General features: G+C 56.1%; 22 protein-coding genes and 4 pseudogenes. 15 read left to right on the plus strand and 11 right to left on the minus strand.

Going from position 1 to position 25,688, the window contains the following annotated elements; genetic code table 11:
* Positions 1–14: 14 nt before the first annotated feature.
* A complete protein-coding gene (locus tag CKW29_RS00870) occupies positions 15–2,912 on the minus strand; it encodes an AAA family ATPase (protein WP_095147718.1) in 2,898 nt (965 codons plus the stop codon).
* 276 nt (positions 2,913–3,188) lie between these two features.
* On the opposite strand from CKW29_RS00870, the gene CKW29_RS00875 reads away from it, so the two are divergent.
* The 7 genes from CKW29_RS00875 to CKW29_RS00905 all read left to right on the plus strand — a co-directional run bounded on the left by CKW29_RS00875 (position 3,189) and on the right by CKW29_RS00905 (position 12,064).
* Positions 3,189–4,847: a bifunctional 3-(3-hydroxy-phenyl)propionate/3-hydroxycinnamic acid hydroxylase gene (locus CKW29_RS00875; RefSeq protein ID WP_095147719.1), complete on the plus strand. Its 1,659-nt coding sequence runs from the start codon at positions 3,189–3,191 to the stop codon at positions 4,845–4,847.
* A gap of 2 nt (positions 4,848–4,849) precedes the next feature.
* Positions 4,850–5,494, plus strand: a complete 645-nt coding sequence (locus tag CKW29_RS00880) for a TetR/AcrR family transcriptional regulator (RefSeq protein WP_095144201.1) — start codon at positions 4,850–4,852, stop codon at positions 5,492–5,494.
* Between the two features lie 270 nt (positions 5,495–5,764).
* Entirely contained in the window at positions 5,765–6,379 is a 615-nt protein-coding gene (locus CKW29_RS00885) for a TetR/AcrR family transcriptional regulator (RefSeq protein ID WP_095144202.1), read from the plus strand.
* Positions 6,380–6,464: 85 nt separating this feature from the next.
* Entirely contained in the window at positions 6,465–7,556 is a 1,092-nt protein-coding gene (locus CKW29_RS00890; RefSeq protein ID WP_095147720.1) for a VOC family protein, read from the plus strand.
* Between the two features lie 175 nt (positions 7,557–7,731).
* Positions 7,732–8,688: a fumarylacetoacetate hydrolase family protein gene (locus tag CKW29_RS00895; protein WP_095147721.1), complete on the plus strand. Its 957-nt coding sequence runs from the start codon at positions 7,732–7,734 to the stop codon at positions 8,686–8,688.
* Entirely contained in the window at positions 8,688–10,589 is a 1,902-nt protein-coding gene (locus CKW29_RS00900; protein ID WP_095147722.1) for an acyl-CoA synthetase, read from the plus strand. The genes CKW29_RS00895 and CKW29_RS00900 overlap by 1 nt, the downstream gene beginning before the upstream one ends.
* A gap of 155 nt (positions 10,590–10,744) precedes the next feature.
* Positions 10,745–12,064 (plus strand): outer membrane protein transport protein, encoded by a 1,320-nt coding sequence (locus CKW29_RS00905; RefSeq protein ID WP_095147723.1) that lies wholly within the window; start codon positions 10,745–10,747, stop codon positions 12,062–12,064.
* A gap of 226 nt (positions 12,065–12,290) precedes the next feature.
* Here CKW29_RS00905 and CKW29_RS00910 read toward each other — a convergent pair whose 3' ends face one another.
* On the minus strand, positions 12,291–12,521 hold the full coding sequence (locus CKW29_RS00910; protein WP_095144475.1) for a hypothetical protein: 231 nt from the start codon (positions 12,519–12,521) through the stop codon (positions 12,291–12,293).
* 175 nt (positions 12,522–12,696) lie between these two features.
* Here CKW29_RS00910 and CKW29_RS00915 point away from each other — a divergent pair, with 175 nt between their 5' ends.
* On the plus strand, positions 12,697–14,358 hold the full coding sequence (locus CKW29_RS00915; RefSeq protein WP_095147724.1) for a SulP family inorganic anion transporter: 1,662 nt from the start codon (positions 12,697–12,699) through the stop codon (positions 14,356–14,358).
* Between the two features lie 21 nt (positions 14,359–14,379).
* Here CKW29_RS00915 and CKW29_RS00920 read toward each other — a convergent pair whose 3' ends face one another.
* Positions 14,380–14,568 (minus strand): ribbon-helix-helix protein, CopG family, encoded by a 189-nt coding sequence (locus CKW29_RS00920; RefSeq protein ID WP_095147725.1) that lies wholly within the window; start codon positions 14,566–14,568, stop codon positions 14,380–14,382.
* A gap of 448 nt (positions 14,569–15,016) precedes the next feature.
* Between CKW29_RS00920 and CKW29_RS25915 the strand changes: the two are divergent.
* Positions 15,017–15,276 (plus strand): annotated as a pseudogene (locus CKW29_RS25915) (helix-turn-helix domain-containing protein); the annotation flags it as partial.
* A 169-nt stretch (positions 15,277–15,445) separates the two neighbouring features.
* On the opposite strand, the gene CKW29_RS25920 reads toward CKW29_RS25915, so the two are convergent.
* The gene (locus CKW29_RS25920) at positions 15,446–15,730 is read right to left on the minus strand and encodes a hypothetical protein (RefSeq protein WP_095144210.1); all 285 of its coding nucleotides are present in this window, start codon (positions 15,728–15,730) and stop codon (positions 15,446–15,448) included.
* A 527-nt stretch (positions 15,731–16,257) separates the two neighbouring features.
* Here CKW29_RS25920 and CKW29_RS00935 point away from each other — a divergent pair.
* Positions 16,258–17,019 carry a histidine kinase dimerization/phospho-acceptor domain-containing protein gene (locus CKW29_RS00935; protein ID WP_256577028.1) on the plus strand — a complete coding sequence of 254 codons (762 nt, stop codon included), beginning with the start codon at positions 16,258–16,260 and terminating at the stop codon, positions 17,017–17,019.
* A gap of 648 nt (positions 17,020–17,667) precedes the next feature.
* On the opposite strand, the gene CKW29_RS00945 is transcribed toward CKW29_RS00935, so the two are convergent.
* Entirely contained in the window at positions 17,668–18,966 is a 1,299-nt protein-coding gene (locus CKW29_RS00945; RefSeq protein WP_095147727.1) for a sodium:proton antiporter, read from the minus strand.
* A 177-nt stretch (positions 18,967–19,143) separates the two neighbouring features.
* Here CKW29_RS00945 and CKW29_RS00950 point away from each other — a divergent pair, with 177 nt between their 5' ends.
* Entirely contained in the window at positions 19,144–19,878 is a 735-nt protein-coding gene (locus tag CKW29_RS00950; RefSeq protein WP_095144213.1) for a Crp/Fnr family transcriptional regulator, read from the plus strand.
* Positions 19,879–19,929: 51 nt separating this feature from the next.
* Here the strand turns inward: CKW29_RS00950 and CKW29_RS00955 are convergent, their stop codons facing one another.
* The gene (locus CKW29_RS00955; RefSeq protein ID WP_095147728.1) at positions 19,930–20,100 is read right to left on the minus strand and encodes a CsbD family protein; all 171 of its coding nucleotides are present in this window, start codon (positions 20,098–20,100) and stop codon (positions 19,930–19,932) included.
* A gap of 304 nt (positions 20,101–20,404) precedes the next feature.
* Here CKW29_RS00955 and CKW29_RS00960 point away from each other — a divergent pair, with 304 nt between their 5' ends.
* On the plus strand, positions 20,405–20,563 hold the full coding sequence (locus tag CKW29_RS00960) for a DUF3309 family protein (RefSeq protein WP_095144215.1): 159 nt from the start codon (positions 20,405–20,407) through the stop codon (positions 20,561–20,563).
* Between the two features lie 69 nt (positions 20,564–20,632).
* Complete coding sequence (locus CKW29_RS00965; RefSeq protein WP_095144216.1) at positions 20,633–21,193, plus strand: YSC84-related protein; 561 nt, start codon at positions 20,633–20,635, stop codon at positions 21,191–21,193.
* Positions 21,194–21,472: 279 nt separating this feature from the next.
* On the opposite strand, the gene CKW29_RS00970 is transcribed toward CKW29_RS00965, so the two are convergent.
* Complete coding sequence (locus tag CKW29_RS00970) at positions 21,473–21,772, minus strand: hypothetical protein (RefSeq protein ID WP_095144217.1); 300 nt, start codon at positions 21,770–21,772, stop codon at positions 21,473–21,475.
* Positions 21,773–22,042: 270 nt separating this feature from the next.
* On the opposite strand from CKW29_RS00970, the pseudogene CKW29_RS25930 reads away from it, so the two are divergent.
* Positions 22,043–22,290: pseudogene (locus CKW29_RS25930) on the plus strand (hypothetical protein); the annotation flags it as partial.
* 472 nt (positions 22,291–22,762) lie between these two features.
* Here CKW29_RS25930 and CKW29_RS00985 read toward each other — a convergent pair.
* From CKW29_RS00985 to CKW29_RS26220, 4 genes and pseudogenes are all read right to left on the minus strand, one after another.
* Positions 22,763–22,940, minus strand: a pseudogene (locus CKW29_RS00985) (Hsp20/alpha crystallin family protein); the annotation flags it as partial.
* A 71-nt stretch (positions 22,941–23,011) separates the two neighbouring features.
* Positions 23,012–23,131: pseudogene (locus tag CKW29_RS26215) on the minus strand (hypothetical protein); the annotation flags it as partial.
* A gap of 448 nt (positions 23,132–23,579) precedes the next feature.
* Positions 23,580–24,005: an N-acetyltransferase gene (locus CKW29_RS01000; RefSeq protein WP_095144220.1), complete on the minus strand. Its 426-nt coding sequence runs from the start codon at positions 24,003–24,005 to the stop codon at positions 23,580–23,582.
* A 234-nt stretch (positions 24,006–24,239) separates the two neighbouring features.
* Positions 24,240–24,467, minus strand: coding sequence for an Hpt domain-containing protein (locus CKW29_RS26220; RefSeq protein WP_095147730.1), 228 nt, complete (start codon positions 24,465–24,467; stop codon positions 24,240–24,242).
* A 233-nt stretch (positions 24,468–24,700) separates the two neighbouring features.
* Between CKW29_RS26220 and CKW29_RS01010 the strand changes: the two genes are divergently transcribed.
* Positions 24,701–25,687, plus strand: coding sequence for a two-component system response regulator (locus CKW29_RS01010; RefSeq protein ID WP_095147731.1), 987 nt, complete (start codon positions 24,701–24,703; stop codon positions 25,685–25,687).
* Position 25,688 lies beyond the last annotated feature (1 nt).

Consider the following 25,688-nt stretch of genomic DNA (forward strand, 5'->3'; position numbering starts at 1 on the left):
GAAATTGCGTCGCTTCAAGCCGGCTTGGCAGCGTGAATCAGCGAGCGCGCCCGTTTCGCCAGCTCGGTTCCGTCAGTTTCGGGTGACTGGTCAACCAGCGCGGCCAATGCCTGTTGGTCCTCGGCCGTAGCGTCAGGGTGCTCGCACAGTTCGACCAGCGCTTGCAGCTCCAGCCACGGTGCTTCCTGGGCGCGAGCTTCTTCAACCGCGCACCGCACCGCAGCGATGCTGGCGTCGGGCTGACCCTGTACTCGTGAGATCGCTGCCTCCAGCAGCAATAGCTGTGGCAGGTATACGCGCTCGCCCAGTTCCTCGCTCACCCGAAATGCCTCCAGCAGCTCGACTTGCGCTGCGGTGCAATCACCTGCGAGCAGCAGCGCCTCGGTGGCGTAGCCGAGCACCTCGCTGGCACCGGAGCGCATTCCAAACCCGGTGTGTTCTTCATAGGCCTCACGGATGCGACGGTAGCCGTCGCGCGGTGCACCGTTGCGCGCGTCGGCCCAGCCGCGCCACCAGCGACAAGCCGTTCGCCCCAGTGCGAGCGAATACTCATCGACCAACTTCTGCATGTCGTCAGCCAGCGCGGCTACACGCAGATGGTTCCCCAGCCGCACCTCGATCAGCACCTCCTGCCAGGTGGCGACCAGCCAGGTCATGGGCTGGCGAAGCGCTTGCGCGCGGGTCCGCGCCCGCTGCATGTGGGCCCGGCCTTGCTCAACCAGGCCAGAACGCACGAGTTCTATGGCCAGCATACCGTGCAGCATGACCTGAGGATCGACCGCAAAGATCTCGTTCGTCCCGATGTCCAGCGGCTCGGCGATCGCGAGGGCGCGCTCTAGCCAACGGCGGGTTGCCTGCGTGCGACCCTGGAGATGGTGCACCTCGCCCTGCACGATGCACGCCACCAACATGAGCACTGGATCGTTCGCCTCGCACGAGAGGACTTCGGCGCGTTCCGCCACCTCCAGCGCCAGCGCATAGTCGCCGCGCAGACCGAGCAGATAGCCGAATCCGTGCAGCAGGCGACCGCGCATCGGATGCTCGGGTACATCGGCTAGCAGCGTGTACGCGCGTTCGAATGCGTTCCTGGCTTCGCTGCCGACACCGAACGTGTGGAAAGCCGACACCCCCTGCAGTGTGGCCAAGGTAATTTCGAGCGTATCGCGCTCTATCCCTTCTGGTGCCTGCCGCAGCAGGACCAATGCGCGCTCAGTAAGACCGATGCATAAGGTCGGACTGAAGTGCAGCAGCGCGGCTTCCGCGGCCTCGGCGTAGTAGCGCAACGCGGTCATCGGCTGCCGGGCCCGATCGAAGTGCGTCGCTAGCTCCGAGGCAGCAACCGGCACGCCGGCCATGCGCTCGCGTTCGAGGGCAGTGCCAACCTGGCGATGGAGGTGGGTGCGCAATGAGCGCAGCGTGCGGTCGTACAGTACCTGGCGGAAGAGGGCATGCCGAAACGAGTAAGGTAGCTCCACCGTCTCTTCAGGTTCGGCGGCCCGCGACCGTATTAGCCACACCTGCTCGCGCACCAGTTCCTCGCAGGTGTGGGCCACAGAAGCGAGGTCGCGTTCGAGGGCCAGCGAAACCGTCTCAACCCGGAATTCGACTCCGCATACCGCTGCCGCCGAGAGCAGCGCACGCTGCTCCGGCTTGAGCTTGGTGATGTAGTGATCAATGATGGCCGCGAGGTTCTCGGGAGCCGCCATCCCCGCCAGCCGGGCCTCGATGGTGGCGTCGTCGTCCGTGGTGTCCATCACTTCGCTGATGACTGACGACACGAACAGCGGCACACCGTCGGTGCGCTCGTGCAAGGCACGCACGAAGGCTTCATCGCGGGCCAGAGAGGCCGAACGCAGCGCGACATAGTCAGCGACCTCGGTTTCCGAGAATGAATCGAGCACCACTTCCTCGCACAGACGTTGCAGGCGCAGTTCGTGGCGCAACGAGTTGAGCGGATGATCGAGCGCCACCACCTCGGCGACGCGGAAGCTCGCCAGCCACATAAGCCGAGTGCGGCCACGTCGCCGCGCCACATAGTCGATGAGCTGGACCGTCGCCCGATCGCTCCAGTGCAGGTCTTCGGTTATCAGCAACAGCGGCCGCTGCTCGGTGTAGCGGTCCAGCAGTTCACCCATTTCCCGCAACATGCGATCCGGACCGATGCCGGCAAGCTCGCGCCGCAACGCGTCTCGCTCTTGCGCGGTGCTCAGCCACGGCAGTTGCAGCAACCAGGTCGGCGCCACGACGCGCATCAGCGTCGGCAGGGCAGGGTCGCTGCGGCACAGATCGGCCAACGCCTCCAACACCGGCAGGTACGGCTCGCCGGTGCCGTAGTGCTCCACACAGTGGCCGCGTGCGCAGGTAATGCCGCCAAGGCTGGCGAGGAAATGCTCGATTAACGCGGTCTTGCCAATCCCCGGTTCTCCAGCGAGCCAGACCACGGCACGCTGGCCGCCATCCGCTCGCTCCCACGCCCGTTGCAGTCTTGAAATCTCGTCGGTGCGACCGATGAATGGCGGTGACGGGTGCGCGCCAGCCGCCGGCACCGTCGCGGATGCAGGCGGCATCGAAGGTGCAGGGGAGGGCGCGGCGATGAAGCGATATCCGCGCCTCGACACAGTCTCGATATAGCGGGGCTGCTTGGGGTCGTCGCCCAGCACCTTGCGCAGATCACTGATGGCCGTCTTCAGCACCGAATCGCTGACGAACCGATGCCCCCACACGGCATCAAGCAAGGCATCCTTGGTCACCAGCAATCCCGGCTGGCGTGCAAGGACGCACAGCAGTGTGAAGGGAGTTGGCGCCAACGCCACGGCCTCTCCGTTGCGTGACAAGCAGGCGTTGGCTTCGTCGAGTTCGAACTCGACGAAGCGGAGCTGGACTGGGTTCGGATGGGGCTGCGGACGCGCCACGTTGGATTCCTGAAGACTAAAACATGGGTGTGCTCTCGTGAGGCATGGCACGTGGTCACTCCAATAACAACGCTGATCGACTCAGAAGCCAAGCCTCACCGGTCGGAAACTGGCTCTCGGCATAGCTCACATGGGCTCATCACGGTGCGGTAATGATCCCAGAAAATTAATGACAAAAATATCAATATTGAAATATTCCTCAATATTACTTACCTTCACCTTGCCTGACGATGAGATCTCTACGTCTCACGACTTCAATCACAACAAGGGCTCGAGATGAACAACAACAAGAAAGGTACCGAACTGCCTCCCACCGCTGTCGATGTGCTGGTCGTCGGTAACGGTCCGGTAGGGGCGACAATCGCGGCGCTGCTCGGCCGCTATGGGGTAAAGACACTGGTATTGGACAAGACCCATGACGTCCTACTAATGCCCCGCGCCATTGCTCTGGATAACGAGGCGCTTCGCATCCTGCAACTCGCCGGATTGTCGGAAGACGCTTTCGAGAAGATCGCTATCCCTGAAGTGAGGATGCACTCCCCGGTCCTCGGGCAATTCGGTCGGGCCAATACCGCGGGATGCATCGACGGCCATCCCAAACTGGTGACTTTCTATCAACCCGACCTCGAACACGCGATGCGCAGCCAGGTTTCCCGGCTGAAGGCAGTGACCAGCCTGGGAGGATTCGAGCTCGAGAATCTGGTCGAGGAATCAGATTGTGTCGTCGCCACCGTACGGGGCGATGATGGCCAGGCGTATCCCGTTCGCGCCCAATACCTGGTAGGTGTGGATGGCGCAAGCTCCAGGGTCAGGGCACTGATTGGCCAGGAATTCGAAGGACAGACCTATGGTGAGGATTGGCTGATTGTCGATGCCAAGAACCGGCATAAGTCAGCCATCGATCACGTTGAGTTTATCTGTGATCCACGGCGTCCAACGCCGCACATGCCCGCTCCCGGCGGAAGGGAGCGTTGGGAGTTCATGCTACACCCGGGCGAATCCCGGGAAGAGCTGGAAAGCCCCGAAAGCATAGCCCGACTGATCGCGCCATGGATCAATCCGCAGGAGCTGGAAATCGAGCGAAAGGCGGTGTATCGGTTCCACGCGCGCTGCTGTAACAGATTCAGCAAGGGACGCATCTTTCTCGCGGGAGATGCAGCCCACATCACCCCCCCATTTGTCGGGCAAGGTCTCGTAGCGGGACTGCGCGATGCAGCCAATCTTGCCTGGAAACTGGCGTGGGTCCTTCGCGGTCAAGCCGCGCCTTCAATACTCGAAACCTATGACGTAGAGCGTCGCCCCCATGCCCAGGCGATGATCAATCTGGCGAAACTCATGGGCCGCCTGGTGATGCCGAGAAACAAGGTCGCCGCTTTCTTCATCCACGGCCTGATGCGCACGCTGGCGTTGACTCCCGCAACCAGAAAGTACTTCGAGCAGCTGGACATCAAGCCAAAGAACATCTTCAAACAGGGTCTGTTCGTGCAGCATCGTCGTGGCGACAAGCTGGTTCGTGGCAGTCTGTTTCCCCAAGCCTGGGTTCGCAACATGCAACAGCAGATCCAACTGAGCGACGATGCTCTTGGAGACAACCTGACCCTGGTTGGATTCGGTGTTGACCCGTTGTCACTGCTGACCGCTGCTCAGGTCGTTTCCTGGGACAAAATGGGAGGCCACTTCTTGCAGATCGGACCCTGCGGCCAGCGCTCCGGCAGCGGTTGCGACTTCATCGAAGACCTGAACCATGGCATCCTGCCGCTGGCTGCCAAAGGCACGCTGGTTGCGGTTCGCCCCGACCGTATCATCATGCACCACGCCCCAGGCGTAGAGGCAGGCAGTCTCGTTCGAGACTGTATGGGCCTGTTGGCTAGCGCCGACGCCACAGCCGATAGCGTTTCCATTACCATAAACGAGCCCCCTCGATTAAGAGCCTGAAGATGCCTTCCCCCACTTTTCCTTCAGAAGCAACTGAGCAAGAGCCTCTCACTCGGGGGCACAAGAAGCGTGAACGCACCCGTCGCGGCCTGGTGGATGCGGCATTGCGTCTTGTCGCACGTAAGGAGGTGGGGGAGATTGCACTGCTCGATGTCGCCTCGGAGGCCGCGGTATCCAACGGCACCATCTACAACTATTTTCGAACGCGCGACGAAGTACTCGAGGCGGTTGGCATCGCCATGGCGAGTGAGTTCTCCGATGCCATTTCCGCCTTGAGTTCGGGCGTGCACTGCGGTGCACAGCGGCTTTCGATTGGTGTGCGCATGTTCGTATGCCGGGCCGCGTACGACCATCAATGGGCCAACGCACTGCTGCGCATCATCCATTCCGATCAGGCCATGCGCTCGCGCTTGGCTGCCCATGTGCTGGGCGACCTGCGTGAAGGCCTGCGCGCGGGCACTTTCACTTATGAGGACGAGGGGATCGCCCTGGACATGGTCGTATCGTGCACAACCGGAGCCATGCGCTCGGTTGTCGAAGGGCGTGTAGTGGCGGAACACGACCAGCGGGTCGCCGAGATGATTCTCAAGGCTCTGGGCGTAACACCTGCCAGAGCCAAGAGAATCGCCGGTAAGCCGCTACCCTAGTCCCGATGTCATCATCGGCCCGCCAAGGTTTACAGGGGCCGGTTTGACGGCCTTGCTGAGATTTGTATTGAACACATGCGTTCAATAATTTCAGTATGGAGAAATCCCAGCCCCCCCCATAAACCTTGCCGCATCCCTCTTAAGCGCGGTTAATACGAGGGATGCAGCGCTTTGCATCATGATGAATCGGACCTGATTCAAAAAACAGGGTTGACTAAGAATGAACACGAGTGTTCAATTGATCCATGAGGTAATCCTGGAGAGAGAACCGTGGAATCCCTGAATCCAACACAGCGCCGCATTCATCAAGCCGCTTTTCGCCTGTTCGCTGAAAGAGGCACCTCACAAGTGAACATCCTCGACCTCGCGCAAGAGGCGGGAGTGGCGCGCGGAACGGTTTATAGCAACATCGACAGCATGGAAAGCCTGTTCGAGGCGGTCGCCAGTCATCTCGCGAGGGAGATGCATGAGCGCGTCAACAAGAGCTTCAACTCCCTCTCTGATCCGGCTCAGCGCCTTGCCAATGGCATTCGGTTCTTCATTCGTCGAGCTCATGAGGACTCCCAGTGGGGGGCGTTCATCCACAAATTCGCCATGAGCAATTCTTCGTTGCGCGAAATGTTCAGCAGCCAAGCGACTACGGATCTTCTGAACGGACTTTCCACTGGGCGCTACACCTTTGCGCAGGAGCAATTGCTCTCGGTACTGACGCTCATATCGAGCAGCGTTCTTGGCTCGATTTTCCTGGTGCTGGAAGGTCACAGAACGTGGCGAGAGTCGGGCTCTGATACCGCCGAGCTGATACTGCGGGCATTGGGTGTGCCGCCAGAGGAGGCGCGTGCGTTGGCGACCATAGAGTTGCCGGTACTTCCGTCTCTCGACTGAGTTCGTAACTGGCTTAACTGGACAAACCCCTGATTTTTCAGGGGTTCGGGACAGCTTTGCCCTAAAAACCCGGAAAACAAGAACAATGAACAACAGAATTGAATTGCACCGGTTGGCGACACCACATCCCGCGCGGCATCCGCAACCGACGGTAAAGGCCCAGGATCTGACTCACCTGATTTTCCAACGGCCGGACTTGAATGAGGCGGCGCGTTTCCTGACCGACTTCGGCCTGACGATAGGTCGGCAGGACGCCGATACGCTCTATCTACGGGGCACCGACGCTACTTCATATTGTTATCGCGTCCATCGTGCCGACCATGCACGTTTTATCGGGTTCGGACTCGCAGTGCAGTCTCTAGAGGATCTGGAAAAACTCACTCGAATCCCAGGTGCGTCATCGGTAGAGAGGTCGGAACATCCCGGCAAAGGGTATTACGTCAGACTGACTGATCCATCCGGTTTCATTGTGGAAGCTGTTTGCGACCAGACTCCAGGCAATACTCTGGCACATAGAGCTCCTCTGCACTGGAATCTGGCGCACGAGCAACCGCGAATCAACGCCACGCAGCGCCCGCCGATTGCTCCCCCTGAAGTACTCAGGCTTGGCCACATCGTGATCGAAGTGGCCGACTACCAGGCGACCTGTGCCTGGTATACGCAGCATTTCGGGTTTATTCCCAGCGATGTGCAGGTACTCCCCGATGGCACACCTATCGTCGCTTTCATGCGCCTTGATCTTGGTGACATTCCCGCGGCTCACCATACGCTCGCGATAGCGCAAGGGTTCATGGCGACCTATAGCCATAGCGCCTATGAGGTCGTCGATGCCGACGCGGTGGGCATGGGGCAACGGGTCCTGCGAGAGCGGGGTTGGGAGCACTCATGGGGAATCGGTCGGCACATCCTGGGCAGTCAGATTTTCGATTACTGGCAAGACCCTTGGGGTGATAAGCACGAGCACTACTGCGATGGGGATATTTTTACGGCCAAGCAGCCTACGGGCATACATCCCGTGAGTCCCGAGGCAATGGCGCAGTGGGGGCAGCGCATGCCCAAGAGTTTCACAAAACCCAAGATGAGTTTAATCAATCTGCGAGCACTGATCCGTAACCTGCGACGCAGCCCGGACTTAACCATTCGCAAGTTGATAACGCTTATGCGGATGTTCGGGTAGAGCTGCCGTCATGTCGGGCAACTCAACCCAGTATGGCCGGCGAGACGTGCTCAAAGCCGGCGCTTTGATCGCCGGCGGCTCGTTGATCTACAGCATCGCCAGCCCACCCTCAGAACAACACCTCAGTTCTCGTGCCGCCGAGCGCGGGACAAACACCGCTCCAGGAGTACCTTCAATGTCTGCTGTACACGTAGTCCGCTTTGAATTTCAGAACGGTATCCACTGGGGCGTGCTTCGCCAAGGCCGTATCACCGTGGTTCCCGGTGCTTTTGAAACCACCGGTGACTTCATTCGCCAGAACAGTATCGACGACCTCGCTCAACTGAAAGGCCCTGAGCTGGAGGAGGGCGAAGTAAAGCTGCTGTCGCCGGTGACCCGTAACCAGCAGTTCCTCTGCCAGGGCGCCAACTATCGTCAGCACATGATCGAATCGGGCATGGACCCGGATGCGAAGAAATTCAACATGATCTTCACCAAGGCGACGAGTTGCCTGGTAGCGGCTGACAGCGACCTGATCAAGCCGCGCACCGTGCGCTTTCTCGACTACGAAATTGAACTGGGGCTGGTGATGAAACGCGCGATCACCGGCGCTGTTTCTATCACCGACGCCAATCTGCATGAGTTCATTGCAGGCGTCGTCATTGTCAATGACTACTCGGCTCGTGACATTCAGATTCCCCAGATGCAGTTCTACAAGGGCAAGAGCTTCCGCACTTTTGGCCCGGTCGGTCCCTACCTCTGTCTTCTGGATGGCAAGGACATGCATTACCTCAAAACACTGCAGCTGCGCCTGACAGTCAACGACCAGGTGCGACAGAGCGACAGCACGGCCAACCTGGTTTACGGTCCGGCTGAAACCCTTACCGAACTCTCCTCAGTGCAAGATCTCGCCGTTGGAGACCTGATCGCTACCGGCACTCCCGCGGGCTGTGCGCTAACGATCCCTTCACCTGCAAAACAGCGCATTGCGGCCCTGATGCCAGAAGCCACCAAGTGGAAACTTTTTCTCAAGGCGCAGGAGAGCCGGCCGCAGTACCTCAAGCCCGGTGACGTGGTCGAGGCGCGCATTCGCAGCGCCGATGGTGTGGTCGACCTCGGAGTGCAACGCAACCGAGTCGTGGGGGAAGCCTGATGGTTGTGCAGACCCTGGACGACATCGAAAGTCTCGAACGAGTCCCCTTGTCGGAGCGTGGCCTGGCTTGCAGTACCTATGATGCGCTGCGACAAGCTGCCGAGCGCACCCCCCAGTCACCGGCGCTAAGCTTCTTCGCCGATGCCGCCGATTTCAAACGCACCTACGAGTGGAACTACTCCCAGCTCTTCGCGGATATCACCCGCGCGGCAAATGCCTTCCATGACCTGGGCATAAAACCGGGAGAGGTGCTTGCCTTCATCCTGCCCAACCTGCCGGAAACCCATTTCACTCTATGGGGCGGGGAGGCGGCGGGCATCGTCATGGCGATCAATCCTCTGCTCGAGGCCAAGCAGATGGCTGGCTTGCTGAATGCCGCGAAGGTATCCGTGGTGGTAACGCTTGCGCCGACTGCGGGCAGTGATCTGTGGCCCAAACTGGCTTCGCAGATGGATCAGCTACCCACGGTCAAGTCTGTCGTCTGGGTCAGCATGGAGCCCTATGTCGCCAAACCTGTGCGTGGGGCTCTAAAAGCCGTTGCACTGAAGGAGCGAGACTTACACAGGGGGATCGCGATCCACGATTGGCAATCGCTGATGAATACTCAGCCGCACACACACCTGAAAAGCGGTCGACAAATCCGCCAGGATGAGTGCTCCTCCTACATCTGTACTGGCGGTACCACCGGGCTCCCCAAGATCGCCGCCCGTACCCATGGTTCGGAAGTATTCAATGCATGGGCTGTGTCCGCTCATTTGCAGCCACGCAGTGGTGGTCAGGTTATCTTTTGTGGCCTGCCGCTATTTCATGTCAACGGACAACTGGTTACTGGGCTGATGCCTTGGACTCAAGGCGACCATGTGATCCTCGGGACGCCTCAGGGGTATCGTGGCGAGGGGGTGATCCCACGATTCTGGGAGATGGTCGAGCACTTCGGTATCAACCTCTTCTCCGGCGTGCCAACTGTCTATGCAGCACTTCTGCAAAATGAATGGCAGGGCCGCGACCTATCCAGTCTTCGCTTTGCAATGTGTGGCGCCGCACCCATGCCGGCTGAGCTTTTCCGAGAGTTCGAGCGCCGGACCGGGGTAAAGATCCTTGAAGGTTACGGTCTTACTGAGGGCGCCTGCGTCTCCTCAATCAATCCACCCCATGGCGAGCGCCGTATCGGCTCCATCGGGATACGGATCGCCTACCAGAATATGCGCGCGGTCTTGCTCGATGACTCTGGAGAGTACCTGCGCGACGCTGATGTGGATGAGACCGGCCTCATCACGATCAGTGGTCCGAATCTCTTCGAAGGCTATCTGGAGGAGCGTCATAACCAGGGTCTCTGGATCGATATCGACGGTCAGCGCTGGCTGAATACGGGCGACTTGGGTCGCCAGGATGCACAGGGTTACTTCTGGCTGACCGGGCGCAAGAAAGAGTTAATCATCCGCGGCGGCCACAATATCGATCCCAAGCAAATCGAAGAGGCACTGCAGGCGCATCCCGCCGTCGCCTTAGCCGCTGCGATTGGCAGCCCCGACGCCTATTCGGGCGAGGTGCCGGTCGCCTACGTTCAACTGCGCCCCGGGCACACCTGCAACGCTGAAGAGCTTGAGTCGTTCGCTCAACTCAACATCAGCGAGCGGGCTGCAGTTCCCAAGCGCATTGAAATCCTCGAAACGTTGCCACTGACTGCCGTGGGCAAGATATTCAAGCCCGCCTTGCAGCTGCGCGAGATCGCCAGGGTAGTCCAGCAGGAAGTGGAGCGCCTGTGTCTGCAGGAGATTGCGGTAGACGTGGTGCAGGATGGTCGTCGTGGGCTAGTCGCATGCATACGGGCCGGGGCCGATGAGGAAAACCTGGCCCGCCTTCTGGGTCGCTACAGCTTTCAAGTGGAATGGCTTAAATGAGCCCGAATTAGCCACCGTAAGCCCAGCAAACATGTCTTGGTGTTGTTCAGCTAGGGCCTTTACACAACTTCGGTCAACTTCAACTGGCACTGACAAGTGCACAGGAAGGCGAAGCCTTGCCTGCGTGCAATCAAAAAATAATAAAAAGGTGGAAAATGAAACTGAATAGCCGTGCGATTCCTTATTTCTCCGCTCCGCGAGCAAGTGCTGCCTGGATTAAGTTTACCGGCGCCATTGCAATACTCACCGCCTCAACAACCGCGGGCGCCAATGGCATTGCCCTTAATGAACAGAGTGCAAGCAGTGCGGGAACTGCGTATGCGGGCAGGTCGTCTTCCGCGTTGGACGCCAGCACCATCTTTGGAAATCCAGCGGGCTTGACCAAGTTGAAGCGTAGTGAGATTTCCGGCGGAGCCGCGGTCATCTCGGTGAGCGACGACATTAGTGATGCGCAGAGCAGCGCCTCAGGAACGAATAAAGGGGACTCGGTACCTTTGGGGGGCGTGCCCTTCGCCTATATGTCGACGCCGCTTGACGATCGTTTTTCGATTGGTCTGGGCCTTTATGCTCCGAGTGGTCTGATCAATGATTACGAGAGCAGTTTTCAGGGCCGCTACCATGGTTCCTATAGCACGACCAAGGAAATAACCCTGCAGCCCACCATCGCCTATCGGATCAATGATTACGTGTCCATTGGTGGCGGGCCGACCATAAACCGTTTCAATGCAAAGCTTCAGAATTACCTGGCCACCGGCGCCCTGAACAACGGCGAGGACGCACTGGTTACCATCAAAGGCGATGACACGGCACTTGGCTACAACGTCGGCATCTTGGTTGACTTTACTGAGGCTACCCGTTGGGGGATTAACTACCACTCGAAGGTGGACTATGAGCTCGAAGGGCATACTGAGGTTTCCGGCTCCCCGAGCGTTATCCCGCTGGACGGAACGTATGACAACAAGATAGACCTCACTATGCCCGAATCAGTGGACACGTCCATCACCCATCAATTCAATAGTCGCTGGACGGGATACCTGGGGACCACCTGGAAACGTTGGAGCCGGATCCAGAAGGTCGAGGCAGTCAACAGCGGTCTTTCCCCCTTGGGCCAGGCGGCTGGCCTGGGACGTGTGACCGAAGAAATGAACTGGCGCGACACTTGGGCCACCGCAGTTGGCGCCTCCTGGCAATTGAACCAACAATGGCTGTTGCGCGCAGGCTACGCCTATGATCCGTCGCCCATCAGAAATGCCGATCGCAGCGTGCGCGTTCCGGTCGGGAATCGCCAGGCCGTGACCTTGGGCGGTGCTTATTCGCCGAATCCCGATCTGACGATAGACTTTGCTTATGGTTATCTCTGGGATTCCAAAGTTTCCGTAAAACAGTCGAACAACTCCGGTCTTCAGCCTGAATACAGTGCCAAATATGACAATAGTGCGAATGGAGTTTCAGTGCAGGCAACCTATCGGTACTAATTGACAGAACTCCATTTTTAATGGAGACCATTTGCACAAGCCATCCGCTTTTAATCGATAGACAACTATCAGTTTCGCCTGTCAATCAGCACCAACCACCGCGAAGACTTTCGCAGTAGTTGGTGGGTTGTCGGCAATAACCCATTCGAGAATGTGCCGGTCGATTGACTGGGTAGATACTCGCCCCACACTGACATGATCATGTCTCCAGAGTGTGACCCAAGGGTTAAAAGTGGATTTCAGCAGTCTTGAGGCCCAGATCCCGAAGCTCGGCGATTAAGTCATCCAGATGCCCGAAAGACTCGACCTCTTCGTTGTCATCAACCAAGAAATAACTTCTCCCGGCGTCCTTCTTGAAAAACACAATCCACTCCTTGGGGTTGGTCGGGTTTGCGATCACATGGGTGTCGAAGGTCACGCCTTCGGCATGTTTGGTTTTCACAGCTTTACGATTCATGTCTGTCACCACGCTACGCGCGTTCTCAAAATTCTCTATTTGCAGTGCATGCCCGTCCAGCTCCATCTGAGCTTTCACTATAAACATCTCCAGCCGCACGAAGCAGTGGATCTAGGGCATTTCAATTATCACGGTATGTTAATACTATGCACATGCATCCACTGAGGAGCTAGCCATGATTGCGATAGTTGAGGCATGGAAGGTGGGGTTGTTAGGGCGAGGACACTGGCTTCGCAATATGGTGTCTGGTGTTATCGTCGGGGTCGTGGCGCTCCCTCTGGCAATGGCGTTTGCCATTGCATCTGGCGTCAAACCTGAGCAAGGCATCTACACCGCAATCATCGGTGGCCTGCTGGTTTCGCTCTTCGGGGGAAGCCGCTTGCAGATTGCCGGGCCGACAGGTGCGTTCATCGTGATTCTGGCGGGAGTCACGGCCGAGCATGGTGTTGACGGTCTGCAAATCGCGACGATGATGGCGGGGGCCATGTTGTTATTGCTGGGGATGACCCGACTCGGTGCAATCATTAAGTTTATCCCCGATCCGGTGATCGTCGGATTCACTGCGGGCATTGGGGTGATCATCTGGGTCGGGCAGTGGAGAGACTTTTTCGGTTTACCGAAGATCAGTGGAGAGCACTTCCATGAAAAGCTCTGGCATCTGCTCCAGGCCCTGCCGGATCTTCATATCGCCACGTCCCTGCTGGCGGTGCTTAGCCTTTTCCTAGTTATCACCGCGTCCAAAATTCCCGGACTCAAACGAGTACCTGGCCCGCTAATCGCAATGGCGGTCGCTACAGCGATACAGTCAACCTTTCATTTCAAGGGGGTAGCCACAATTGGCAGCGCTTTTGGTGGCATACCTCAAGGCTTGCCAGGGTTGAGCCTGCCTGAAATTACGCTGTCCCGCGTCATCGATTTGATTGGTCCGGCGTTCACTATCGCCATGCTTGGAGCAATCGAATCGCTGCTGTCCGCGATGGTGGCCGATGGCATGGCGGGTACCAAGCACGATTCCAATCAGGAGCTGATCGGTCAGGGTGTGGCCAACCTGGTCACGCCGTTGTTTGGCGGCTTCGCCGCTACCGGGGCCATTGCCCGCACTGCAACCAATATCCGTAACGGCGGCACGAGCCCGCTGGCCGGTATTACGCACGCGGCCACCTTGGTGCTTGTTGTTCTGTTCCTGGCACCTCTAGCCTCAAACATCCCGCTGTGCGCCCTGGCCGCCATTCTTTTCGTGGTCGCGTACAACATGAGCGAGTTGAAGCATTTCAAGCGCATGGTCCAACGGGCTCCACGCGCAGACGTAGCTATCCTGCTCATCACCTTCAGCCTCACCGTGTTCAGCGACTTGGTGATCGCCGTGAATATCGGCGTCATTCTTGCCATGCTGCAGTTCATGCGTCGCATGGCCTCATCTGTGGAGGTGCAACAGGTCGTCGAGCACGAGCTTGAAGAAGAGCTGAGGGCCAACGGGCATGCTCGCCTGCCGCCAGGGACATTGATTTATACGATTGAAGGGCCATTGTTCTTTGGCGCGGCTGAGACCTTCGAGCGTGTGTTGGCTCAGACCCATACCGACCCACGCCTGCTGATTATCCGTTTGAAGCGCGTACCGTTCATGGATATCACTGGCTTACAGGTGCTGGAGGAGGTGATTCAGCAGCTGCACAAGCGGCATATCGTGGTGAAACTTTGTGAGGCGAATACGAAGGTGCTTAACAAGCTCGATAGGGTGGGCATCTTGCAAGAAATCGGCACGGAGCATTACCACACCGACTTCAACACCGCGCTGGCTAAAGCCGTCAGTCTCGCAGAGGGCATGTCGGCCCTCTAGAGGCTAACTGCTCGTGTTGGGTTATAACTTGCTGCTGGTGGCATGCTTACTCTTGGTCGAATAACTGGCACCGTGAGTGTCCAGGTAGTCCCGAATCAGCTGACGTACCACCTGCGAAGGCGTCAAGTCTTGCGCTGCACAGAGCTCCTCGAAAGCTTTTTTCTTGATGGGATCAATGAGCACAGTGAGACGCGCAGTCTTGCTTTCCATGGGGTATTCAATCACTCAAATCGCTAGATGTTCATCAAATTGTAATTGCCTTGTTCGGTGCTGTCACTGTTGCGGCCGTGGGTTGTACGGTATCTCGACTTAACTCCTAGAAAGCAATTGGCGCCTACGGTGGATGAGGAAGCGGATGTGCGTTGACTCAATATGGATAACTCCCGCCCGCGAGCAAGAGAGCGGATTTATTCTAAGCGGAGCGACTGTCGGCAGCAGGTCGATTGTGATCAGTCATGAGCGACCGGGAAAGACTTCACGGCTATCCTGAGTTTTTAGTTGTGACTTGTGTGCAGGGGCACCATGAGAGCCCTCTTCACTAGAGGGTGAGTCATCATTGAAAGCAACATTCAATACCAGGTTTTGACGCCAAAAAACGCTGGCCTGTCTGCCCCACAGGCCTTTAAGGATAAAGCCCGGTGGCCGTATGGAAAGTAGCAGCAGTCGCTTAAAGAAGATGTATGCCGAGGAGCGCCTCTAAGCCGAAATCATCCAGGAAGCGATGGCAAAAAAGTGGTGAAGCCATCTCGGCGACGAGAGATGGCGCAGCACGCTGTACGCTCAGGAAAAATCAGCATTAAGCAGGCGTGTATGGCCTTCGGGGTCAGCCACTGCTGCTATCGCTACCAACCGCGTCTGTCGACGGAAAATGCCGAGATTGCCGATCACCTGATTCGGCTTACGCATAACCAGCGTAACACGCGCAAAACCAACGCCCAGATAGACCATGGCGCTGCTCAGCAAGACGCGAGCAAGCAGCGTTCTAGCCACCAACACCATGGTGATAAGCAAGGCGCCAAGCAGTAATGACCGGAAGGCTACTGAGATGGAGTTCTACTCTAAGTGGGCTTTCTTGAGCTGAGCCCAGCTAGACGTAGGGTTGACCACCATATCCCCTTGGGAGTCTCTGCAGCCCCGGCATGGCGGTGAGCTTGTCCCTCCAGGCATCGCGCCAATTATTAGCGATGTGAAGGCCCTTGGCTTTCCGCGCGGCTCTGCGCGCTGCGTTGCGTGCATCTTTGCGGGCATCTTTGAATGCGTCGGTGCTACGACAGCTGCGGCATTTCACGCGCGTCAGTTCAGTGGTTGAGATTAGATTATCGCCATGATGGCCGCAGGCGAGATGTCCGGCGACCTTGAAGTGAGTGATCATTGGTAAGCTTCCTCGTGGTGAGTGCGGTGCAGGGAGCAATCCGATACGAAGCGCGGGAGCGCCCCCAGTAATCCAGTTTTTCGAGTCTGACGGATAGTGGGCCGATGTTCTGTTCGCTGAAGCACATATCGGCGGCAGATAGTGGACTGAACCGGTGCTGGCCGGCCAGGAAAGCACCGTGCTCGGCCATCTGTTCGGCGCTAAACAACTCCGAAAGCCGTTGAAGCGATGCAAGTGCGCGGGGCCAAGGGTTATCCATAGTGACCTTGCTGAACGAGGTCGGGCTGGAAAGTCAGTTTGCCAATGCCTCGCGCCGGGGTCTGTTCGGTAGCGAACAGACCCGTTACACCGTTGTACTCACTCTAGAGCCTGTCATTTACAGTAAGCCGGCAGACGCCGGTGCCGGAGTGCGCCATGAAACAGTCACTGAGGCCTTTTCTCGCCATCGCCCTGATGACCCTGTCGTTGCTTGGTGCGGGCCTGCGCAGCAAAGCCAGTGCCACCACTGCAGATGATCTGGACGAAGCTTGAACCTCTTATTGGACTGCACAGTGATGCCAAACCAAAATGAGTCTAATCCTGCAGCAGAACTACCCTGTGGCGACGCTGATCAAGGGTTGCTTCTGACCGCAGAAAACGGGTGCATCGAAAGTGCGAACCTGACGTTCTGCCGCTGGATGGGCTACTCGCAGCAAACACTGCTTGGCATGCGCATTCAAGAGCTGATGAGCCTGGAAACTAGGACTTTTCATCAGGCGTACTGGCAGCCACTCATGCAACTTCAGGGGGGCGTAGCCAACGTAAAATTCGACCTTATGCACCATGATGGATACAAGATGCCGATGATGTTGAGTGCAATAAGCTGTGCGCATTCCAATGGTGCTTTTCATGAGTTGGCTCTTTTTAAGGCAGAGGATCGGCACAAATATGAGCTGGGGCTGGTCAATGCTCGCTTGCTCGCTGAGGGGCACTTGACCAAGAACCTGAAGACCCAGCGCTCCAGGGAGATCGCGGAAGGTAAGCTACGTACTGTGTATGCTGCCGCCGAAGATCGGGCGCTCTTTGCTGAGCAGATGATCGGAATTGTCAGTCACGATTTACGCAATCCGCTTTCAGCAATAAGAATGGCGGCCGAAATTCTGTCGCGTCGTGATCAGGATGCCAAGACTACCCAGATGCTGGGCCATATTAGCCATTCCGTCGAGCGTGCCCAGCGACTTGTAGCTGACCTGTTGGACTTTACGCTGGTTGGGGCTAGTTTTTGTGTCGTTGTTTCGCCGCTTGAATAGGGTGGCGGTGGAACCATAAGACCGCTAACGACCAGTAACTCGCCTTCACCTGCGCATCATGTTTTGACTTTTTACAGGAGCGACTATTTCGGCCGCTCTCTGCTCGCCAGAAGACTGGAAACATTGTGTGCATTCCGGATAATTCCTACAGATCTTAGGGGGAGTGAAAGTGCATTTTTACTCGCTCACCTGACTCACGGGATCTTTACCGACGCATGGACTTCAGGTTTTTTGCATCGGGCGAGCACCTTCAATCAATTGTTCACCTGCATTTGGAGTACACCAAGTTCCTCCTGCCCATCACCGCCCCGCTTTACATGGCCTGGCTCATCTTTCCTGTGGTGAGGGCAGGGGAGAGAGTTACGATACCTCACAAGATAGCGCTCGATGTAATCGTCTCTAACGCTGATCTTGGCCGCCTTGTTACACTTACCGAAAATGTGAGACCACAAGTTGCCCGTGGTATCCGGCCGTAAATCTCCCATTGGTCTTTGCATTAGCTTTCACCCTTTATGATGGAGGCCCGGTGGGCGTACATCATTGCATCGGGCTGGAGTGCATTGTGACTGCGCAGACGGTTGGCGTCGGTGGTAAGCGTTGGCGTTGCCAGGTATGCCTGGAAAGGGCACATCAGCGTTATTGCAAGTGTTAGTCTTGCTGCTCATACCACTTGATCAGAGGCAGAACCGACATGCCGTGTACCACGATAGAGACAGTGACGGTCACCAACGTCAGCGTTATCAATTGTTGAGCCAAGTGGGGGTTCAGGCCATGGCGAATGGCGAACATCAGGTAAAAGATGGAACCTATTCCTCGTATCCCGAACCAGCAGATCATCATGCGTTGTGGTTTGGGCATGTATTCACCCAGCATCCCAATCGCAACGGCTATCGAGCGAAGGAGCACGAACAACAAGGGTATGAACCACCACAAAGCTGGCCAATACACCACGTAGGGCAATAATGCCCCTACGAGCAGCACCATCCCAAGCTCGGCCAACTTTTCGAGTTGTTCATTGAACCCGATCACTGCGCTCGTCATGGTTGCGCTGGCATGGTGCGAGTGCGTGGCCAATGCCTTGTAGGCGTGGCCGCTCACGCCAGGTCTCGTGCTCAGTGATGCCGCGTCGGGCTGCGGTTGTTCCTTGACCCTTTGTAGCGCCAGACCCGCGGCGAATACTGCCAGGAAGCCGGATGCCAGGCTCAGTTGCGCAGCGCCATAAGCCATCGCCAGCAGACCGAGTGAGAGGAACTCGTCCAGACCTACGGCCAGTTTATAGCGCGTACGCAGGTGAACAACGAGGCTACCGATGATTGCACCTAACGTAGCGCCGATTAGCAGGCCTCCTGCTGTGGCCCAGATCAGGTCTATTGTCCACCAACGCCAGCCACCCCTGCCGAGGTCGTGCAACCCCAGGAGCCCGAGGCCTAGCATCACGAAGGGAAACGCCGTTCCGTCGTTCAAGCCACCTTCCCCGGAAAGGCTGAAACGCAGGCGATCTGGATGTACCTCACTGTTAGTTTGCACCCCGGAGGCCAGCACAGGGTCTGTTGGGGCAAGGATGCCTCCCAGCAACACAGCTGCCCCCAGTGGAAGCCCCAGTCCCCAGAAACCGACTGCTGTGATAAGCCCTACCGTGAGCGCCATGGATATGAGCGCCAAGCGTAGCGGCAGCCTCCAGCGTCTGTCGGAGAATGGAACGGCCCCCATCTTCAATCCCACATTGAACAGTGAGATAAGCACTGCGACCTCGGCGACCCATTCCAGCACATCAGCATGATCCGCAGGGTCCAGTGTGATCACCGCGAGCACCGCAGGCCCTAGCGTGTAGCCGACAAAAAGGTAAACCATGGCGCTGCTCAACAGCAACCGAGTGAGTAGGGTTCCACCCAGCACCATGGTGATGAGTAAAATCCCGAGGAGTAGTGACCATAGGGCAATAGACATGACAGTCAGTTAACCTGGGGCGCGTCGTAACCTTGTCTAGCATCCTCTACCGTAGGGCCAGGAACTACAGAAAACTGAATCCTTTTGCCCGAGTCGCCGGGAGGTGGAAATTCCCCTGCGGGTCTATCATTGTGAAAACAAGTGTGGTTACAGGCCATTGGCAACGTTGGAGAAACCATGTCTGAGCTTCCCCACCCGCTGCAGAACCGTCTGCTGGCGGCCTTGCCCATTGAGGTTCAAGAGCGGCTGATTCCCCAGTTAGAGTTGCTGGTCTTGCCCTTGGGCAAGGTCGTGTATGAGTCAGGTGATTCTCTGCAGTATGTCTATTTCCCTACCGACACCATTATTTCCCTGCTTTACGTGATGGAAGACGGGGCCTCGGCGGAAATATCCGTGGTAGGCAACGAAGGGCTCGTTGGTATAGCCGTGTTCATGGGCGGCGAAAGCACCCCAAGCCGGGCCATCGTGCAGAGCGCCGGGCACGCCTACCGGCTGGCGGGGCCGCGCCTGAAAAGTGAGTTCAACCGGCATGGCGAAATGATGCAGATGTTGCTGCGCTACACCCAGGCGTTAATTACTCAAATGGCACAAACGGCAGTGTGCAACCGCCATCACTCAATCGACCAGCAGCTTTGTCGTTGGTTGCTGCTATCGCTGGATCGCTTGCCGAGTAATCAGTTGATCATGACTCAGGAACTGATCGCCAACATGCTTGGCGTTCGTCGCGAGGGCGTCACGGAAGCTGCGGGCAAACTGCAGAAACTCGGTGTGATCGAATACAACCGTGGTCATATTGAGGTGTTAGATCGCGCGAAGCTTGAGGCGCTGTGTTGCGAGTGTTATGCCGTTGTAAAGAAAGAAACCGATCGTCTTCTTGCGCATACAGTCTTTAGCCATACCACTTCGCACTGAACAGTGCTCAACAGCCAGGCTCACCTGGTATCACCAGACTATTGAGTTGGATCAGCGTTTCAAATCTTCCTTCAGGTCCCCGAGACCTGCTTGAATAGTGCCAGCGGTTTTCTCAATCTTTCCTCTTTCCTCCAGGCGTTTGTTGCCAACGGCTTTGCCTGCGACTTCCTTGATCGCGCCTTCAATTTCTTTAACCCTGCCTTTTACTTGATTCTTGTTCATGGTGTTCTCCAGTGTCTGCTTGCAATAAATTGTGCTTGTTGTCGCGCGTTTATAGCGACCACGTTCAAGAGGTTCGGCGCAAAAGAGTTTGAAGTCTGTACGGTAACACACATACCTGCAGACCAGCGGTCCGGAACTGTTGTTGTGCTCGCTTATTTCTGGCACTCACCGTTTCCAACGATGTGGATTGTGTGCGGTACCGTACAGATCGCCGCCAGCAAAGAGTTCACACTAGTGTCGTCAAATCGCTGGGCATGCGCGACAGCGATCAAGCCTGTTCTTTCGCGCGCGTGAGGAAATAGTCATGAGCGTGGGCACAATCCTATTAATCATCTTAATCCTGCTACTGATCGGTGTGCTTCCGAGCTGGCCGCACAGCAGGAACTGGGGATACGGACCGACTAGCGGGTTGGGCATCGTGGTGATCATTATCATCGTGTTGCTGCTGATGGGGCGGATATAACCGACTGACAGGTGTCAGTCGCACAACCAACGATGACTTCCTTTCTATTGCTGGCACTGGAGTTCAACAATGAAACATTCATTGCGATTGTTGTTTTCGATGTTTTTTGTCGTTTTGTCATTGGCATCAGCAGGGCTCATTAACAACGCTAGTGCTGCAACGGCCGCTGACCTAGACAAAGACTCCCAACAGGCCTTACAGATGCTCTACAAGGCACACCCATTGGCCGAAACCATGTCGCGCACCGCCAAGGCTGTGCTCGTATTCCCTAACATCGTTAAGGCGGGCCTGGTGTTTGGTGGTAGTTATGGTGAGGGTGAGTTGTTGATAGGTTCTAAAGTAGACGGCTACTACAACTCTGTGACTGGCTCCTGGGGGCTGCAGGCAGGTGCGCAATCCTACGCTTATGCAGTGTTCTTGATGACCGATAAAGCCCTTCAATATGTGCGTGATACGAAGGGCTGGGAGGTCGGTGTAGGGCCCACGGTCGTGGTTGTCGATCAGGGTGTGGCGAAAAATTTATCGAGTTCGTCGTTGCAACAGGATGCTTATGCGTTTGTCTTTGATCAGCAAGGATTGATGGCGGGTATCAGCATTGAGGGCACCAAGATTTCGCTGATCAAGCGCTAGAGCCCAGCGTACGCCCCGATCAATGTCGGGGCGTTCATCTGAGGAGCAATGCCGATATCAGTCAGATGGGTTTGATCCTGCCTCAGGAGTATGCCCCATTATCTGATTGCCAATACAGCGACCATCGATAGGTTGAGCGACGAAAGCAGAATCATGATGCAATGCAGCTTTGCATTCTGAGTAGTACCGCACGAAACTGTCGATTTCTGGCCCGATCTGCTTTTTTAGGAAAAATTGCAGAAGCAACACTATCCTGACACCGGAGGTAAAATGCGAAAACTAAGCAAAAGCCTTTCTTTTGTCGTCGAGATATTCGTGTCCGGACCACATCAAACGATAAAAAATTTTATCCGGCGAATCATAGTGGGCTGAGTATTTCTTCACGAACGCCGCATCTTCTAGGATCTCCAGCTGATATTCCAAGATTTTTTGGAGATCGCCGACCTGCTCACAATCACCTGAGACACCATAGTCGTGCTCAAGCTGTTGCAGAATTTCCGAATACGACGACCCTAGAGGGTCTAGGCCGGACTCAATGCACGACAAAACTCTAAATATCAGCTCGTTGTCACGTCTCATATGGCACCCCCACAGAAATTGACTCCTGTAGGTCAATTCTATTCGTAATGCATTGCTTTCGAAACGAAAACACCAACTCTGTCGCAGTTGATGAGCTCCTTTAGGGATTCTCCGAACAAGTCCTCAAATGTACTGAAATAAGCCTTCACCGCCTGCCCCGAGCCCTCCAGATGAGTTTCTCCGACTTTGAGTATGCCGGCAAGCGCAAAGGCACCGCGAACGGTCACTGGATCAGGCGGTGCCTTGGAGCGGTTTGCAGGGCTTGATCGAACAGTATTCGGTTCCTGGAGCAGCAGGCAGGTGCCCAGTCCTACACCTATGCAGTGTTCCGGATGTCTGACAACGCGAGATCAGGAGTAGGGCCAACCGTCGTCCTGGTCGATGATGCCTATGCGTTTGTCTTCGATCAGCAAGGTTTGACGGCGGGTGTCAGCCTTGAAGGCACTCAAACGCTGATTCAGCCAGCGTCCCGGAAACATGGCAGCTGTCGGAATAGTGATTCTGATGATAGACGGTAATATTTGCGTAAACGCCGCCAAGACTCCGGCGTTTGAGCCGATGCCGGAAAAATTTGGCGGCACTACATAAAAACGGTTAAATAATTTGCTCGGTAGGAATAATCGAATATTAATCAGTAGATTATAGCAAAATAACAGGATTTTAACTTTTTTAACACAGGGTGAACCCAAAGGTTGACTCCGGAATACAAGTCGAAAACAAGGTACAATGGAGGCTCAAAAATCATCTGAAGGAATGTATGAGAAGTCAAATCGATACAGACTTCAGCTTGGGGCTGAATTACGTCAATTTGCGCCGAGGCTCACTTAATCCAATCGGAGAGTTCGCTAACGGTAAGTATCACTCTTATCTGCGAGGTGGGAATTTTTATAGATTGGACGGGGATGACATGTACGACCAGAACGATAACGTGCTCGGTACGATTGGGCGCTACCCCTACAGCGGCATGGTGATGTTTATGGGGATATCACCTACATCAAACAAACCACGGCTGACGGGTGATAGGTTTGAGCGGTGGTTGAAGTCTTCGAACAGGTGATCAACCTGTTGCCGGAGTTTTTCCAGGGGGCGCCAAAGATCAGTGGCTACTGAGTGCTCACTGGCTTTGTCGTCGTTAGTCACGGCCTTTTTTTTTCACGGAATTGCTCATTTTTACACTCCTCTTGGATGAAGGTGGCTGCAGACAGCCCATCTATCAGTCCACCCTGAAAGAATAGGTTTCTCCGTCGCCAGCAGTGTCCAGGCGAGCAGGGCGCCGCCTACTGAAATGATCAAACCGACGTTGAGCAGCAGTGCACCCCATGATCCGGTCACGGCTTCAAGTACGCCGGCCATCGAGGGGGGCAGCGCCGCTAGATCAAGTAGTCATGGCAGTCCCCAGGAGACGCGAGTTCTGCATTCATCGAATGTGATTGGTGCAACGACGGTCTCTAGTTCCTGCTGAACGTCCCAAGCATAACTCAACTAAATAGTCATTTAGTTGAGTTATGTCTAGAGATTATAAGAAAGGCTGTCACGGCATACAGTGGAAAAGGGCGCGAACACGCACTGCAGAGGTCAGTTCAAAGGGGGTAACAGGCACAAAATACTCGACTTGCCACCTTTGAGTTTGCACCGACCTTTGTCGGCGTGATTTTGGCAACCCGAAAGACTATCTGGCGATTATCAAGCGTGAAGCGGAACCCGCCATATTCTCGGGCTTCAATATCCGCTGAATAGTCGGCCGAGCATTGCAATGCGGTGGGCAAATACAGGGTGTTGATAGCCGTCAGCAAGGGCTGCGGGAAGATCAACCCTTGTACGCCATCAGATACTCGCCATGGCCCGTTTGATCATCAACTTGCTCCTTGATCACCTCAAAGCCTTGCGACTGGTAAAAGGCGAAACTGGGCGTGTTTTCCTTGTAAACCGCCAGGATCAACTCGTCACGAAGCTTTTTCGCGTGCTCGAGCAACTGCTTGCCCAGGCCTTTACCTTGATGGCCGGGATCAACAAACAACGCAGCCAGTTGATTGCCCAGCAAAGAACAAAACCCCAGAACCCCGGATTGGTCCTCAATGACATAGGTCTCTGATGCCGGGATGTAAACGTCACGCATCGTCTCTGTATGGGATTGCCAGTAAGACGCATCGATAAAGTCATGGGCCTTGATCGATGCACTCAGCCAGATTTCCAGAATACGTTCCATGTCGCGATGTTCAAATGCTCTTATCATTTGTCATTCCATTGTGGCGTGTGCAGTGCAAAGACTGTGATTATGCCGCAAAGCAAACATTCAGTGATCCGCGCAGAATGAGTGAAATGTTCAAGGCGGATGGCGTCAGAACAAGGATTGGCCAAGAGAGGGATTTCCAGCCTTGAAATCTGACCTCCACTGACCCTGGCACGGATAGATACAACTTCGCATAATGTATATTATGTTAAATTGAGTGTGTTCCGTGAGTAGCCCTCAGGGGCCGAACTCCTGACGTCCGATTGCGAGATGTACAGCCACTGCACGAACACGGGCTTCCTCATCCTCCACGGCCTGATCCAATCCCACCTCATATGCACTAGTCGCGACTATCAGTTCCTGTGCCCCCACCATCCGGGCAGCCCCTTTGAGCCGGTGCACGATCTGCCCTAGATCTCGCCACCGCTTGGCACTCAGCAAGTCATCCAAGCGCCGTATATCCACTTCATTTGTGGTATACCCCCCCCAGCAACATGTGTATCACTTGCTGATCACCGCCGGTCAAGGATTGCAGTAACTCTAAATCGAAGAAGGCCGATTCTGGCTCGTCACGATACGAGATCTGTGCAACCGGCTCATCCACATAGACCAACGCCAACATCACTGCCTGCCAAGGTACCAATTAGTCAATTGAGATAAACTGTCGCCCTCGCCCTACTTTGCAGAGACGCTTCTTCATGCACTCAGAGCACGCCTCCAAGCCTTATACGCTCCTGGCCATCGACGACGATCCGCAATCACTGATCGTGCTCTCGAAGACCTTGACCTCTGAGTATGAAGTGCTGCTGGCCAAGCATAGCGAGCAAGGTATCGCCTTGGCCCGTAGCGCCTGCCCCGACCTGATCATCCTCGACATCATGATGCCCGGAATGGACGGCTTCCAGGTGCTCAGCGAACTCAAGCGCCATCCCGCAACGACCAGCATTCCAGTCATCTTCCTGACCTCACGCAGCAGCGTTGAAGATGAACGCCTGGGTCTGTTATTAGGCGCCGTCGATTACATCGCCAAACCCATTTCGCCTCCGGTGGTGCTGGCCCGGGTATCGGCACAACTAAGTTACCGGAACAAACTCCTGCATAACCTTCAACCCGCCAGCGCCCCTTCAGCCGGCAATGGCATGCGTGACGGTTTCATCAGTGCACTGTCACTGCAGCTGAAACATAACCCGCTCATCCAGCTCGACGCGCTGCTCGATACCCTGTCGGTCCTATCGGACAGCGCTGTGGCGGAGAACGATCCGAGCACATTACGCAGTGCCGCCTGCCTGGCGCTGATGGGCCTCAATCAGTTTAATGCCCCTGTAATTCAGGCCTTGGCCCACAGCAGAGTATTGATTGAGGAAATTCTCAGCTTTGCCGACCCAGAGGACCGAACCCTTAACCTCGCCTGGGAGATCACCCGGGCAGAGGCTCTGCTCAAGGGAGACGTCAGCCATCAAACGATTGACCTGCCGCTGTCGACTCACCTTTTTGCGCTGGCTCTGACTTACCATCTGGAATTGCTTCAACCCGGGCCGGACATTCACTACCGGCATGTGCAGGCATTCAAAAAAATGGTCGAGCAACCCAGTTTTTTGCAGTACTTGGCCTGCGATCAAGAGTCGTTGTCCGCAGCCTTGCTGAGGTCGACGTACACTTTCCTCGGCCTGCACAGCGAGCATTGAA

The organism is Pseudomonas sp. Irchel s3a18 (assembly GCF_900187535.1).
Taxonomy (GTDB): domain Bacteria; phylum Pseudomonadota; class Gammaproteobacteria; order Pseudomonadales; family Pseudomonadaceae; genus Aquipseudomonas.